The 13,846-nt window shown below is 73.1% G+C and carries 13 protein-coding genes; 12 read left to right on the plus strand and 1 reads right to left on the minus strand.

The window, feature by feature from the left end; all coding sequences use genetic code 11:
- Nucleotides 1-116 precede the first annotated feature (116 nt).
- Together efp and nusB are read left to right on the plus strand one after the other, a co-directional pair.
- Nucleotides 117-674 carry an elongation factor P gene (gene efp, locus ACSNOB_RS09215; RefSeq protein WP_091095583.1) on the plus strand — a complete coding sequence of 186 codons (558 nt, stop codon included), beginning with the start codon at nucleotides 117-119 and terminating at the stop codon, nucleotides 672-674.
- A 23-nt stretch (nucleotides 675-697) separates the two neighbouring features.
- Nucleotides 698-1,108 (plus strand): transcription antitermination factor NusB, encoded by a 411-nt coding sequence (nusB, locus tag ACSNOB_RS09220; RefSeq protein ID WP_172896683.1) that lies wholly within the window; start codon nucleotides 698-700, stop codon nucleotides 1,106-1,108.
- Nucleotides 1,109-1,198: 90 nt separating this feature from the next.
- On the opposite strand, the gene bldD is transcribed toward nusB, so the two are convergent.
- Nucleotides 1,199-1,687: a transcriptional regulator BldD gene (gene bldD / locus ACSNOB_RS09225; RefSeq protein ID WP_013285505.1), complete on the minus strand. Its 489-nt coding sequence runs from the start codon at nucleotides 1,685-1,687 to the stop codon at nucleotides 1,199-1,201.
- A 286-nt stretch (nucleotides 1,688-1,973) separates the two neighbouring features.
- Here bldD and pyrR point away from each other — a divergent pair, with 286 nt between their 5' ends.
- The 10 genes from pyrR (at nucleotide 1,974) to ACSNOB_RS09275 (ending at nucleotide 13,826) form a co-directional block, all read left to right on the plus strand.
- Nucleotides 1,974-2,558 (plus strand): bifunctional pyr operon transcriptional regulator/uracil phosphoribosyltransferase PyrR, encoded by a 585-nt coding sequence (pyrR, locus tag ACSNOB_RS09230; protein WP_436686147.1) that lies wholly within the window; start codon nucleotides 1,974-1,976, stop codon nucleotides 2,556-2,558.
- Nucleotides 2,555-3,481, plus strand: a complete 927-nt coding sequence (locus tag ACSNOB_RS09235) for an aspartate carbamoyltransferase catalytic subunit (protein WP_436686148.1) — start codon at nucleotides 2,555-2,557, stop codon at nucleotides 3,479-3,481. The genes pyrR and ACSNOB_RS09235 overlap by 4 nt, the downstream gene beginning before the upstream one ends.
- Nucleotides 3,478-4,755: a dihydroorotase gene (locus tag ACSNOB_RS09240; RefSeq protein WP_436686150.1), complete on the plus strand. Its 1,278-nt coding sequence runs from the start codon at nucleotides 3,478-3,480 to the stop codon at nucleotides 4,753-4,755. The genes ACSNOB_RS09235 and ACSNOB_RS09240 overlap by 4 nt, the downstream gene beginning before the upstream one ends.
- A gap of 58 nt (nucleotides 4,756-4,813) precedes the next feature.
- A complete protein-coding gene (carA, locus tag ACSNOB_RS09245; protein WP_436686151.1) occupies nucleotides 4,814-5,977 on the plus strand; it encodes a glutamine-hydrolyzing carbamoyl-phosphate synthase small subunit in 1,164 nt (387 codons plus the stop codon).
- On the plus strand, nucleotides 5,970-9,341 hold the full coding sequence (gene carB, locus ACSNOB_RS09250; protein WP_436686152.1) for a carbamoyl-phosphate synthase large subunit: 3,372 nt from the start codon (nucleotides 5,970-5,972) through the stop codon (nucleotides 9,339-9,341). Before carA ends, carB begins: the two co-directional genes overlap by 8 nt.
- A gap of 73 nt (nucleotides 9,342-9,414) precedes the next feature.
- Nucleotides 9,415-10,452, plus strand: a complete 1,038-nt coding sequence (locus ACSNOB_RS09255) for a quinone-dependent dihydroorotate dehydrogenase (protein WP_436686153.1) — start codon at nucleotides 9,415-9,417, stop codon at nucleotides 10,450-10,452.
- Nucleotides 10,453-10,560: 108 nt separating this feature from the next.
- On the plus strand, nucleotides 10,561-11,835 hold the full coding sequence (locus ACSNOB_RS09260) for an adenosylmethionine--8-amino-7-oxononanoate transaminase (RefSeq protein WP_436686154.1): 1,275 nt from the start codon (nucleotides 10,561-10,563) through the stop codon (nucleotides 11,833-11,835).
- A 99-nt stretch (nucleotides 11,836-11,934) separates the two neighbouring features.
- A complete protein-coding gene (pyrF, locus tag ACSNOB_RS09265) occupies nucleotides 11,935-12,771 on the plus strand; it encodes an orotidine-5'-phosphate decarboxylase (RefSeq protein WP_436686156.1) in 837 nt (278 codons plus the stop codon).
- Between the two features lie 178 nt (nucleotides 12,772-12,949).
- Nucleotides 12,950-13,267: an integration host factor, actinobacterial type gene (gene mihF / locus ACSNOB_RS09270; RefSeq protein ID WP_007458370.1), complete on the plus strand. Its 318-nt coding sequence runs from the start codon at nucleotides 12,950-12,952 to the stop codon at nucleotides 13,265-13,267.
- Nucleotides 13,268-13,292: 25 nt separating this feature from the next.
- A complete protein-coding gene (locus ACSNOB_RS09275; protein ID WP_436686158.1) occupies nucleotides 13,293-13,826 on the plus strand; it encodes a guanylate kinase in 534 nt (177 codons plus the stop codon).
- Nucleotides 13,827-13,846 lie beyond the last annotated feature (20 nt).

Raw genomic sequence — 13,846 nt, forward strand, 5'->3', positions numbered from 1 at the left:
GGGCGGCGGGCAGCGGCGGGCGGCGGCGGGCAGCGGCGGGCGGCGGCGGGCAGCGGCGCTCCGCACAACTAGTAGACTTGCCAGGTCTGTCCGCCAATTGATGATCAAGGCAGGAAATGGCCACCACCAACGACCTGAAGAACGGCCTGGTACTCAACCTCGACGGAGAGCTCTGGGCCGTCGTCGAGTTCCAGCACGTCAAGCCCGGTAAGGGTGGTGCGTTCGTGCGTACCACGCTGAAGAACGTGCTGTCCGGCAAGGTGGTCGACAAGACCTTCAACGCGGGCACCAAGGTCGAGACCGCGACCGTGGACAAGCGCACGATGCAGTACCTCTACGCCGACGGCGAGGACTACGTCTTCATGGACCTGGAGACGTTCGACCAGATCACCGTCCCGGGCGGCACCGTCGGTGAGGCGGCGAACTACCTGCTGCCCGAGGCCGAGGCGACCGTGGCCACCCACGAGGGCGTTCCGCTCTACATCGAGCTGCCGACCAGCGTCGTGCTGGAGGTCACCTACACCGAGCCGGGTCTGCAGGGCGACCGGTCGACCGGCGGCAACAAGCCGGCCACCGTCGAGACCGGCGCGACCGTGCAGGTTCCGCTCTTCATCACCACCGGCGAGAAGATCAAGGTCGACACCCGCGACGGCCGTTACCTCGGCCGCGCCTGATGGCCGAGGGTCCCAAGCAGCAGATGCCGGCGCGCCGCAAGGCGCGCAAGCGGGCGCTGGACGTGCTCTTCGAGGCCGACCTGCGGGACCGCCCGCCGGTCGAGGTGCTCGCCGGCTACATCGAGCGGATCGAGAAGCCCCGGCCCGAGCACCTGGGATACGCGGTGAGCCTGGTCGAGGGGGTGGCGGCCCATCTCGACCGGATCGACGAGGTGATCGCCAGCTACGCCGAGGGCTGGACGCTCGACCGGATGCCCGCGGTCGACCGCAACCTGGCCCGCATCGCGGTCTACGAGCTGCTCTACGTCGACGAGATCGACGACGCGGTGGCGATCAGCGAGGCCGTCGAGCTGGCCCGGCAGATGTCGACCGACGACTCGCCGCGCTTCCTCAACGGCATCCTCGGCCGCATCGCCGAGTACGCCACCCGCTGAGGTGGCGCGCGTCACCGGCGGCTGACCGTGTGACAGGAACGACAGAAGGGCCCGTGCCGGACGGCACGGGCCCTTCTCGGGGTCGGGGGGTCAGGAGGCGAAGAACGCCCGCGGGTCGGCGACCAGCACACCGTGCTCGGTGAGCCGCTCGATCAGGCCGGACGGCGAGGCGTCGTAGACGATCGCGAGCGCGCGCAGGTCGTCGGCCCGGATGGAGAGCACGCGCCCGTTGTAGTCGCCGCGCTGCTGCTGGATCGCCCGGGCGTAGCGGGCGACGTAGGCCAGGTCCTCCGAGGCCTCGTCGTACAGGCGCTCCAGGTCCAGGACGATCTTGCTGGTGGGCTCGTGGCGCACCCCGCTGCCGTCGGGCAGCAGCTCCGAGACGGGAACGCGGTAGAAATCGGCCAGCTCGGCCAGGCGCGACACGGTGACGGCGCGGTCGCCGCGCTCGTACGAACCGACCACCACGGCCTTCCACCGCCCGTTCGACTTCTCCTCCACGCCCTGCAGGGACAGGCCCTGCTGCTGGCGGATGGAGCGCAGGCGGGCGCCCAGCGACTTGGCGTATTCAGAGGGCATTCGGACACTCCCAGTGCTGCTGTGGGGTTCTCCCAGCGATCGCTACGGAGCGTGACGGTACGGGGATTGCGACACGTGGTCAAGTGGTCGTGACCTCACCGTTGGGGACCGTCGGGCAAGTTGTCCGGTTTCGCCGGGCTGACCAGGGGGTCAGTGGCCGGCGGCGGTCCGCGCGGTGACCACTGGTAACGTGGCGTGAAGCCCCGGTCCGGGCCGCTCGCGGTCCGGCGCCGGCATCCGACGTCCTTTAACGACCCGTCCCGTGAGGCGGGGAAGGAGGTCCGCCGTGGCCTACCCACCGGCTGCCCAGTCGCCGCCCACGCGGCAACCCTCGGTGAAGGTGATCCTCGCCAGCGCCGACGTCCAGCGCGTGGTCGACCGCATCGCCCACCAGATCCTGGAGAAGACCCAGGGCGCCGCGAACACCGTCCTGCTCGGCATCCCCACCCGGGGCGCCCCGCTCGCGAGGCGGCTCGCCGCCCGGATCAGCACCTTCGAGGACGTGACCGTCCCGGTCGGCGTGCTGGACATCACCCTCTACCGCGACGACCTGCGCCGGCACGCCACCCGCGCGGTCGGGCCGACCCAGGTGCCGCCCGGCGGCATCGACGGCAAGCGGGTCGTCCTCGTCGACGACGTGCTCTTCTCCGGCCGCACGGTGCGGGCCGCGCTCGACGCGCTCAACGACGTCGGGCGACCGGCGTCCGTCCAACTCGCCGTCCTGGTCGACCGCGGGCACCGCGAGCTGCCGATCCGCGCCGACTACGTCGGCAAGAACATCCCGACCTCCCTCGCGGAGAGCGTGAAGGTCACCCTCGCGGAGACCGACGGCGCCGACGAGGTCAAGCTGTACGGGGAGACCCCCTCATGATCCGGCACCTGCTCTCCGGCGCCGACCTGGACGCCGCCACCGCCACCCAGATCCTGGACACGGCCGCCGAGATGGCCACCGTCGCCGGCCGGGAGGTCAAGAAGCTCCCCGCGCTGCGCGGGCGCACCGTGGTCAACCTCTTCTACGAGGACTCCACCCGGACCCGGATCTCGTTCGAGGCGGCGGCGAAGCGGCTCAGCGCGGACGTGATCAACTTTTCGGCCAAGGGCTCCAGCGTGGCCAAGGGCGAGAGCCTCAAGGACACCGCGCTGACCCTCCAGGCGATGGGGGCCGACGCGGTGGTCGTCCGGCACCCCGCCTCCGGCGCCCCGCACCGGCTCGCCGACTGGGTCGACGGCTCGGTGGTCAACGCCGGCGACGGCACCCACGAGCATCCGACCCAGGCGCTGCTCGACGCGTACACGATGCGCTCCCGGCTGGGACGGCTGGCCGGCCTGTCGGTCGCGGTGGTCGGGGACGTGCTGCACAGCCGGGTCGCCCGCTCCAACGTGCTGCTGCTGTCGACCCTCGGCGCCAAGGTGACCCTGGTCGGGCCGCCCACGCTGATCCCCGTCCACATCGCGCAGGCGCTGGCGCCCGGCACCGACGTCTCCTACGACCTCGACGCGGTGCTGGCGCAGTCGGACGTGGTGATGATGCTGCGGGTGCAGCGCGAGCGGATGAACGACTCCTACTTCCCCTCCGCCCGCGAGTACGCCCGCCGCTACGGCCTGGACGGCCCGCGCATGCGCCGGCTGCCCGAGCACGCGATCGTCATGCACCCCGGCCCCATGAACCGGGGCATGGAGATCACGCCCGAGGTCGCCGACTCGCCCCGCTCCACCATCGTCGAACAGGTCGCCAACGGGGTCTCCGTGCGGATGGCCGTCCTCTACCTGCTGCTCGGAGGGAACAACCGGTGACCTCGTACCTGATCAGGAACGTGAGCGTCGTCGGCGCCGCGCCGACCGACCTGCTGCTCCGCGACGGCGTCGTCGCGCAGACGGGCGACGGGCTGGGCGCGCCGGACGCCACCGTGATCGACGGCACCGGGCTGGTCGCGCTGCCCGGCCTGGTCGACCTGCACACCCACCTTCGCGAGCCCGGCCGGGAGGACGCCGAGACCGTCGAGTCCGGGTCCCGCGCGGCGGCGCTCGGCGGCTACACCGCCGTCTGCGCGATGGCCAACACCTCACCGGTCGCCGACACCGCCGGCGTGGTCGAGCAGGTCTGGCGGCTCGGTCGGGAGGCCGGGCTGGTCGACGTGCAGCCGATCGGCGCGGTCACCGTCGGCCTGGCCGGCCAGCACCTCGCCGAGTTGGGCGCGATGGCCGACTCGGCGGCCCGGGTGCGGATCTTCTCCGACGACGGGCACTGCGTCGCCGACCCGAAGCTGATGCGCCGGGCCCTGGAGTACGTGAAGGCGTTCGACGGGATCATCGCCCAGCACGCCGAGGAGCCCCGGCTGACCGAGGGCGCGCAGATGCACGAGGGCGAGGTCTCCACCCGGCTCGGCCTGACCGGCTGGCCGGCGGTCGCCGAGGAGGCGATCATCGCCCGGGACGTGCTGCTGGCCGAGCACGTCGGCAGCCGGCTGCACGTCTGCCACGTCTCCACCGCCGGCAGCGTGGAGGTGCTGCGCCAGGCCAAGGCCCGGGGCGTCCGGGTCACCGCCGAGGTGACCCCGCACCACCTGCTGCTCACCGACGAGCGGGCGGAGACCTACGACCCGGTCTACAAGGTGAACCCGCCGCTGCGCACCGCGACCGACATCGCCGCGCTGCGGGCCGCGCTGGTCGAGGGCGTGATCGACATCGTCGCCACCGACCACGCCCCGCACGCCGTGGAGGACAAGGAGTGCGAGTGGGCGTACGCCCGGCCGGGCATGCTCGGCCTGGAGACGGCGCTCTCCATCGCCCTCGACGTGCTCGGCCCCGAGTGGGACCTGATCGCCGAGCGGATGTCGCGCGCCCCGGCCCGGATCGCCGGGCTGGAGGGGCACGGCCTCGACCCGGCGCCCGGCGTGCCCGCCAACCTGACCCTGGTCGACCCGGCCGCCCGCCGCACCATCGAGCCGGCGGAGCTGGCCAGTCGCAGTCGCAACACCCCGTACGCCCGCATGACGCTGCCAGGTCGCATCGTGGCGACCTTCCTGCGCGGCGAGCCGACGGTCCTGGACGGAAAGGCAGTCAAGTGATCCGAGCGAGGAGTGCAGCGGAGCGGAGCCCCGCGGTCCGGATCGAAGGAGACGCAGCGTGACCAAGCGCAGAAGCGCGATCCTCGTCCTGGAGGACGGGCGGACGTTCCACGGCGAGGCGTACGGCAGCGTCGGGGAGACCTTCGGCGAGGCGGTCTTCAACACCGGCATGACCGGCTACCAGGAGACCCTGACCGATCCCTCCTACCACCGGCAGGTGGTGGTGCAGACCGCCCCGCACATCGGCAACACCGGCGTCAACGGCGAGGACGACGAGTCCGGCCGGATCTGGGTCGCCGGCTACGTCGTCCGCGACCCGGCCCGGATCGGCTCGAACTGGCGGGCCACCGGCGGGCTGGAGGACCGGCTGACCGCCGAGGGCGTGGTCGGCATCAGCGCCGTGGACACCCGGGCGCTGACCCGGCACCTGCGCGAGCGCGGCGCGATGCGGGTCGGCATCTCCAGCGTCGAGACGGACCCCCGGGCGCTGCTGGCCCGGGTGCGGCAGTCCCCGGAGATGGTCGGCGCGGACCTCTCCGCCGAGGTGACCACCGCCGAGCCGTACGTGGTGGCGGCCGAGGGCGAGCACCGCTTCACGGTCGCCGCGCTGGACCTGGGCATCAAGCGCAACGTGCCGCGCCGGCTGGCCACCCGCGGCGTCACCACCCATGTGCTGCCGGCCGGCTCCACCATCGACGACCTGCTCGCCACCGGCGCGGACGCGGTCTTCCTCTCGCCCGGCCCGGGCGACCCGGCCACCGCCGACGCGCCGGTGGCGCTGGCCCGCGAGGTGCTGCGCCGGAAGGTGCCGCTGTTCGGCATCTGCTTCGGCAGCCAGATCCTCGGCCGGGCGCTCGGCTTCGGCACCTACAAGCTGGGCTACGGCCACCGCGGCATCAACCAGCCGGTGCTCGACCGGGCCACCGGCAAGGTCGAGGTGACCAGCCACAACCACGGCTTCGCCGTGCAGTTCCCGGGCGCGGAGCCCGGCGCGGTCGTACCCGACCAGGTGATCGACACCGAGTTCGGCGGCGTCCAGGTGTCGCACGTCTGCCTCAATGACAACGTGGTCGAGGGGCTGCGGGCCAAGGACGTGCCCGCCTTCACCGTCCAGTACCACCCGGAGGCGGCGGCCGGTCCGCACGACGCGGACTACCTCTTCGACCGCTTCGCGGAGCTCATCGAGGGTCGCAACCACAGCGAGGGGCGCAAGAATGCCTAAGCGGACCGATCTCAAGCACGTCCTGGTGATCGGCTCCGGGCCGATCGTGATCGGGCAGGCCTGCGAGTTCGACTACTCCGGCACCCAGGCCTGCCGGGTGCTGCGCAGCGAGGGGATCCGGGTCAGCCTGGTCAACTCGAACCCGGCGACGATCATGACGGACCCGGAGTTCGCCGACGCCACCTACGTCGAGCCGATCACCCCGGAGTTCGTCGAGCTGGTCATCGCCAAGGAGCGCCCCGACGCCGTGCTGCCCACCCTCGGCGGGCAGACCGCGCTGAACACAGCGGTCGCCCTGCACGAGGCCGGCGTGTTGGAGAAGTACGGCGTCGAGCTGATCGGCGCCAACATCGAGGCGATCCGCCGCGGCGAGGACCGGCAGCTGTTCAAGGACATCGTCGCCAAGGCCGGCGTACGCCTGGGCCTGGCCGACCCGTCGGGCCTGGTGCCCCGGTCGCGGGTCTGCCACTCGATGGAAGAGGTCGAGGCGACGGTCGCCGAGCTGGGCCTGCCGGTGGTGATCCGGCCGTCGTTCACGATGGGCGGCCTCGGCTCCGGCATGGCGCACACCCCGGAGGATCTGGCCCGCATCGCCGGCGACGGGCTGGCCGCCAGCCCGGTGCACGAGGTGCTCATCGAGGAGAGCGTGCTCGGCTGGAAGGAGTACGAGCTCGAACTCATGCGCGACCGGCACGACAACGTGGTGGTGGTCTGCTCCATCGAGAACCTCGACCCGATGGGCGTGCACACCGGCGACAGCGTCACCGTCGCCCCGGCCATGACGCTCACCGACCGGGAGTACCAGCGGCTGCGCGACCTGGGCATCGCGGTGCTGCGCGAGGTCGGCGTGGACACCGGCGGCTGCAACATCCAGTTCGCGGTCAACCCGGCCGACGGCCGGATCGTCGTGATCGAGATGAACCCCCGGGTGTCCCGGTCGTCGGCGCTGGCCTCCAAGGCCACCGGCTTCCCGATCGCGAAGATCGCCGCGAAGCTGGCCATCGGCTACACCCTGGACGAGATCCCCAACGACATCACCCTGAAGACCCCGGCGGCGTTCGAGCCGGCCCTCGACTACGTCGTGGTGAAGATCCCGCGGTTCGCGTTCGAGAAGTTCCCCGGCGCGGACCCGGAGCTGACCACCACGATGAAGTCCGTCGGCGAGGCGATGAGCCTGGGGCGCAACTTCACCGAGGCGCTGAACAAGGCGATGCGCTCGCTGGAGACCAAGGCGGGCGGCTTCTGGACGCTGCCCGACCCGGCCGGCGCGACGAAGGAGAACACCCTCGCCGCGCTGCGGATGCCGCACGACGGCCGGCTCTACACCGTCGAGCGGGCGCTGCGCCTCGGCGCCTCGATCGCCGAGGTGACCGCCGCCTCCGGCGGGATCGACCCGTGGTTCCTGGACCAGATCGCCGCCCTGGTCGAGCTGCGCGCGGAGATCGTGGACGCCCCGGTGCTCGACGGCGACCTGCTGCGCCGGGCCAAGCGGGCCGGCCTGTCCGACCGGCAGCTGGCCGCGCTGCGTCCGGAGCTGGCCGCCGAGGACGGCGTCCGCACGCTGCGGCACCGCCTGGACATCCGCCCGGTCTACAAGACCGTGGACACCTGCGCCGCCGAGTTCGAGGCGACCACGCCGTACCACTACTCCTCCTACGACTCCGAGACGGAGGTCGTCGGGTCGGACCGGCCGAAGGTGCTGATCCTCGGCTCCGGGCCGAACCGGATCGGGCAGGGCATCGAGTTCGACTACTCCTGCGTACACGCGGTCCAGGCGCTGCGCGGCGCGCCCACGGGCGGCGCGGCGGGGACCGGCTACGAGACCGTGATGGTCAACTGCAACCCGGAGACGGTCTCCACCGACTACGACACGGCCGACCGGCTCTACTTCGAGCCGCTCACCTTCGAGGACGTGCTGGAGGTCTGGCACGCCGAGGACACCTCCGGCAAGGCGGCCGGCGGGCCGGGCGTGGTCGGGGTGATCGTGCAGCTCGGCGGGCAGACACCGTTGGGCCTGGCGCAGCGGCTCAAGGACGCGGGCGTGCCCGTCGTCGGCACCTCCCCGGAGTCGATCCACCTGGCCGAGGAGCGGGGCGCGTTCGGGGCGGTGCTGGCCCGGGCCGGGCTGCGCGCCCCGGCGCACGGCATGGCCACCTCGTACGACGAGGCGAAGGCGATCGCCGACGAGATCGGCTACCCGGTGCTGGTCCGCCCGTCGTACGTGCTGGGCGGGCGCGGCATGGAGATCGTCTACGACGACGCGACGCTGCGCGACTACATCGGCCGGGCCACCGACATCTCCCCGGACCACCCGGTGCTGGTGGACCGGTTCCTCGACGACGCCATCGAGATCGACGTGGACGCGCTCTGCGACGCCGACGGCGAGGTCTACCTCGGCGGGGTCATGGAGCACATCGAGGAGGCCGGCATCCACTCCGGCGACTCGTCCTGCTCGCTGCCGCCGATCACCCTGGCCGGCTCGCACGTGGCCCAGGTCCGCCGCTACACCGAGGCGATCGCCCGCGGCATCGGCGTGCGCGGCCTGCTCAACGTGCAGTACGCGCTGAAGGACGACGTGCTCTACGTGCTGGAGGCGAACCCCCGCGCGTCCCGGACGGTCCCGTTCGTCTCCAAGGCCACGGCGGTGCCGCTGGCGAAGGCGGCGGCCCGGATCGCGCTCGGCGCCACCATCGCCGAGCTGCGCGCCGAGGGGCTGCTCCCGGCCACCGGGGACGGCGGCTCGCTGCCGGCCGGCGCCCCCATCGCGGTCAAGGAGGCGGTGCTGCCGTTCAAGCGGTTCCGCACCCCGACGGGCAAGGGCGTGGACTCGCTGCTCGGGCCGGAGATGAAGTCCACCGGCGAGGTGATGGGCATCGACACCGCCTTCGGGCACGCCTTCGCCAAGTCGCAGTCGGCCGCGTACGGCTCCCTGCCGACCGCCGGGAAGATCTTCGTCTCGGTCGCCAACCGGGACAAGCGCGGCATGATCTTCCCGATCAAGCGCCTGGCCGACCTCGGCTTCGAGATCGTCGCCACCACCGGCACCGCCGAGGTGCTGCGCCGGCACGGCATCGCCTGCGAGCAGATCCGCAAGCACTACGAGTCCGGCGCGGGCGAGGACGCGGTGTCGCTGATCCTCGGCGGCGACGTCGCCCTGGTCGTCAACACCCCGCAGGGCTCGGGCGCCAGCGCCCGCTCGGACGGCTACGAGATCCGCAGCGCCGCCGTCACGGCGGACATCCCGTGCATCACCACGGTGCCGGGCGCGGCGGCGGCGGTGATGGGCATCGAGGCACGCATCCGCGGTGACATGCAGGTGCGCCCGCTCCAGGAGCTGCACGCCGCCCTGCGGGCCGCCGAGTGACCGCCGGCGTCACCGGACCGGCCGCCCGGGCGGCCGGCGCCGGCGACCCGGCGGCGACCCGGGGGAGCGCGCGGTGATCTTCGAGAAGGTGGTCCGGCCGCGGCTGTTCCGGATCGGGGCGGGGGACGCGGAGGCGGCGCACGAGTGGACGCTGCGCCGCCTGGCGGGGCTCTCCCGCCGGCCGGCGGCGCTGGCCGCACTGCGCGCCCGGTACGCCGTCCGGGCGCCGCGCACGGTCTTCGGCGTCGAGTTCCCCAACCCGGTGGGGCTCGCGGCCGGGATGGACAAGGACGGCGCGGCGCTGGCGGCCTGGCCGGCGCTGGGCTTCGGCTTCGTCGAGGTCGGCACCGTCACCGCACACCCGCAGCCGGGTAACCTGCGGCCCCGGCTGTTCCGGCTGCCCGACAGCGAGGCCGTGGTCAACCGGATGGGCTTCAACAACGCCGGCGCCGAGGCCCTCGCGGCGCGGCTGGCGGCGCTGCCGCGCCCGCTCGGGGTGCCGCTGGGCATCTCGCTGGGCAAGTCCAAGGTGACCCCGCTGGACGAGGCGGTGGCGGACTACCTCGCCTCCTACCGGGCGCTGCGCGGGCACGGCGACTACTTCGCGGTCAACGTCTCCTCGCCGAACACCCCCGGCCTGCGCGCGTTGCAGGACCGGGCTCACCTGGACGCCCTCCTCGCCGCGCTGGTGGGGGAGAAGCCGGTGCTGGTGAAGATCGCCCCGGACCTCGCCGATCCGGCGATCGCCGAGCTGCTGGAGGTCTGCCTGGCCCGGGGCGCGGCAGGGGTGATCGCCACCAACACCACCCTGGCGCGTGACGGCCTCGCCCCGGCCGACCGGGAGCGCGGAAAGGAGACGGGCGGCCTGTCCGGCCGGCCGCTGGCCGACCGGGCCCGCGAGGTGGTCGCCTTCGTGCACCGGGAGACCGGCGGCCGGCTGCCGATCATCGGCGTCGGCGGCATCCTCGACCCCGACGACGCCGCCCGGATGTTCGACGCGGGCGCCGCCCTGGTCCAGCTCTACACCGGCTTCATCTACCGCGGCCCGGCCCTGCCCCGGGCCGTCGCCCGCGCCGCGGCCGCCGCCCCGCTGCTGCCCCAGGCCCGGTAACCCCTCGTCCCGGCGATCCCGCGCCTTCCGCCCCCGTTCGTGCCGCACACCGGGCCGCACGGGGGCCGCAGGTGCGGGGCCGCCGGGAGCGATGACGAAGGAGCACGCGTGACCCCCGAGGAGATCCTCGCCGCCGACCGCCGGCACGTCTGGCACCCGTACGCGGCCCTGCCGCCGGCCAGCCCGCCCTACGTGGTGGAGGGCGCCGAGGGCGTACGGCTGCGGCTGGCCGACGGCCGGGAGGTCGTCGACGGGATGTCGTCGTGGTGGGCGGCGATCCACGGCTACCGGCACCCGGTGCTCGACGCGGCGGTGACCGACCAACTCGGCCGGATGAGCCACGTGATGTTCGGCGGGCTCACCCACGAGCCGGCGGTCCGCCTGGCGGCCACCCTGGTCGAGCTGGCCCCGGACGGGCTGGAGCGGGTCTTCCTGGCCGACTCCGGCTCGGTCAGCGTCGAGGTGGCCGTCAAGATGTGCCTGCAGTACCAACGCGCCACCGGCCGGCCGGAACGCCGCCGGCTGGGCACCTGGCGGGGCGGCTACCACGGCGACACGTTCCACCCGATGAGCGTCTGCGACCCCGAGGGCGGCATGCACCACCTGTGGGGCGACGTGCTGCCCCGGCAGGTCTTCGCCCCCGTCCCGCCGGGCGGCTTCGACACCCCGCCCGACCCGGCCTACTGCGCGGCCCTCGTGGAGGCGGTCGAGCGGCACGCCCACGAGCTGGCCGCCGTGATCGTGGAGCCGGTCGTCCAGGGCGCCGGGGGGATGCGCTTCCACCACCCGGAGTACCTGCGGGTGCTGCGCGAGGTCACCCGGGCGCACGGGGTGCTGCTGATCTTCGACGAGATCGCCACCGGCTTCGGCCGGACCGGCGCGATGTTCGCCGCCGAGCACGCCGGGGTGGTGCCCGACGTGATGTGCGTGGGCAAGGCGCTCACCGGCGGGTACCTGACGCTGGCCGCCGCGCTCTGCACGGCGGAGATCGCCCGGGGCATCTCGGCCGACGGGGTGCTGGCGCACGGCCCGACCTTCATGGGCAACCCGCTGGCCTGCGCGGTCGCCAACGCGTCCCTGGGCCTGCTGCGGGCCGGGGACTGGGCGGGGCGGGTGTCGCGGGTGCAGGCGGGCCTGCGGGCCGGCCTGGAGCCGCTGCGGGGCGCGCCGGGGGTGGTCGACGTGCGGGTGCTCGGCGCGATCGGCGTGGTGCAGCTCGACCGCGAGGTGGACCTGCCCGCCGCCACCGCCGCCGCCCTCGCCGAGGGCGTCTGGCTGCGCCCGTTCCGCGACCTGGTCTACACCATGCCGCCGTACGTCACCGACGACGCCGACCTGGCCCGCATCGCCGCCGGGGTCGCCGCCGCGGTGCGGGCGGGCTGAGCCGCCGGCAACGGTCCGGCGGGAGTACGCGGGCGGCGCGCCGCCCGCCGACGAGCGTGCCCCGGGCGGTCGCCCGGGCGAGGAGAGGGAGACAACCGGATGGAGAGCTTCGGCACCCGCCTGCACCGGGCCGTCACCGAGCGCGGGCCGCTCTGCGTCGGCATCGACCCGCATCCCGGCCTGCTGGCCCGGTGGAGGCTCGACGACGACGTCCGGGGGCTTGACCGGTTCGCCCGGACGGTCACGGAAGCCCTCGGTGACCGGGTCGCGGTGGTCAAGCCCCAGTCGGCCTTTTTCGAACGGTTCGGCTCCCGCGGGGTGGCGATCCTAGAGTCAACTATCCGACAGTTACGCGAAGCCGGTTCGCTCGTTCTGCTTGACGTCAAGCGTGGCGACATCGGCTCGACGGTCGCCGCGTACGCCTCGGCGTACCTCGACCCATCCAGTCCCGTCCATGTCGACGCGGTGACCGCCAGTCCGTACCTCGGCGTCGGCTCGCTCGCCCCGATGTTCGAACTGGCCGCGGAGCACGGCGGCGGTGTCTTCGTGCTGGCGCTCACCAGCAACCCCGAGGGCGCCGCCGTCCAGCGCGCCCGTACCGCCGACGGGCGGACCGTGGCGCAGACCGTCATCGACGAGATTTCCCAGCTCAACGCGGGTGCGGAGCCGCTGGGCAGCTTCGGCCTGGTGGTCGGCGCGACCATCGGCGACACCGGCCACGACCTGTCCGGGGTGAACGGCCCGCTGCTCGCCCCGGGCCTCGGGGCGCAGGGCGCCACCGCGGCGGATCTGCGCGTCGTCTTCGGCTCCAGCCTGCCCGCCGTGCTCCCCTCGTACTCGCGCGAGGTGCTGAACGCCGGCCCGGACGCGGCCGCGCTGCGGGCCGCCGCGGAGCGGGCGCTGGCCGACTGCCGGGCCGTCCTGGCTGCCCGTTGACTGACTGACGGCTCGGTCACTTTGCGATGATCATCGCGCGTCCACGTTGCCGAAACCGTCGTTGACCGCTAGTTTTCCCCGCGCTGGGAACCATGGACCCCTTGGTTCACAGCGACACCACGTTTCACAGATGCGGCGTGGCGTCCCGCCCGTCGCGATAGGGACCTGAGGAGAACTGGTGCCGCTCCCGTCACTGACCCCCGAACAGCGCGCTGCCGCGCTGGAGAAGGCCGCGGAGATCCGCAAGGCCCGTGCTGAGCTGAAGGAGCAGCTCAAGCAGGGCAAGACCACCCTCGGAGCCGTCCTCGAGCGCGCCGAGTCCGACGACGTCGTCGGCAAGCTCAAGGTCTCCGCCGTGCTGCAGGCGATGCCGGGTATCGGCAAGATCCGGGCCACCCAGATCATGGAGAAGCTCAAGATCGCCGACAGCCGTCGCCTGCGTGGCCTCGGCGAGCAGCAGCGCAAGGCACTGCTTGGGGAGTTCGCCGCCAACTGAGGCTGGCAGCGTGTAGAAACAAGCAGTGAGCACGGATGACGAGGCGCGCCCGGCGGCTCGGCTCACTGTCCTGACCGGACCTTCGGGTTCGGGCACGGAGAGTGTCGTCGAGTGCGTCCGGGCGCGTTCTCCGTCCGTGTGGGTCCCGGTGCCGGCCACCACCCGCCCCCGCCGTGAGGGGGAGCTGGACGGGGTGGACCGCCTCTTCCTGACCCCGGCGGAGTTCGACCGCATGGTCGCGGCGGGGGAGCTGCTGGAGTGGAGCCGGGCCGGGCCCCACCGGCGCGGCACGCCGGACGAACCGGTGCGGTCCCGGCTGGCCGCCGGACAGCCGGTGCTGCTCGGCCTCGACCTTCCCGGCGCGCTGCTGGTCCGGGCGGCGCTGCCCGACGCCCGGCTGGTGCTGCTGCACCCGCCCGGCGCCGTCCTCCCGACGAGCACCCTGGCGGCGTTCGACCACACCGTCGCCCACGACCTCACCGATCGGGTCGCAGACGAGCTGGTAGGCTTGTCCGGTTCTTCTTTCCTGGCTCCGGCGCGACCGCGTCCACGCGGTTGACCGCCAGCACCGCTCTGTGC

Source organism: Micromonospora sp. URMC 106, assembly GCF_051386395.1.
Lineage (GTDB): Bacteria > Actinomycetota > Actinomycetes > Mycobacteriales > Micromonosporaceae > Micromonospora.

Bases quoted from the DNA above. Each gene is read 5' to 3' on its own strand.
- efp (WP_091095583.1), top strand. From the start codon at position 117: ATGGCCACCACCAACGACCTGAAGAACGGCCTGGTACTCAACCTCGAC.
- nusB (WP_172896683.1), top strand. From the start codon at position 698: ATGCCGGCGCGCCGCAAGGCGCGCAAGCGGGCGCTGGACGTGCTCTTC.
- bldD (WP_013285505.1), bottom strand. From the start codon at position 1,687: ATGCCCTCTGAATACGCCAAGTCGCTGGGCGCCCGCCTGCGCTCCATC.
- ACSNOB_RS09235 (WP_436686148.1), top strand. From the start codon at position 2,555: ATGATCCGGCACCTGCTCTCCGGCGCCGACCTGGACGCCGCCACCGCC.
- carB (WP_436686152.1), top strand. From the start codon at position 5,970: ATGCCTAAGCGGACCGATCTCAAGCACGTCCTGGTGATCGGCTCCGGG.
- pyrF (WP_436686156.1), top strand. From the start codon at position 11,935: ATGGAGAGCTTCGGCACCCGCCTGCACCGGGCCGTCACCGAGCGCGGG.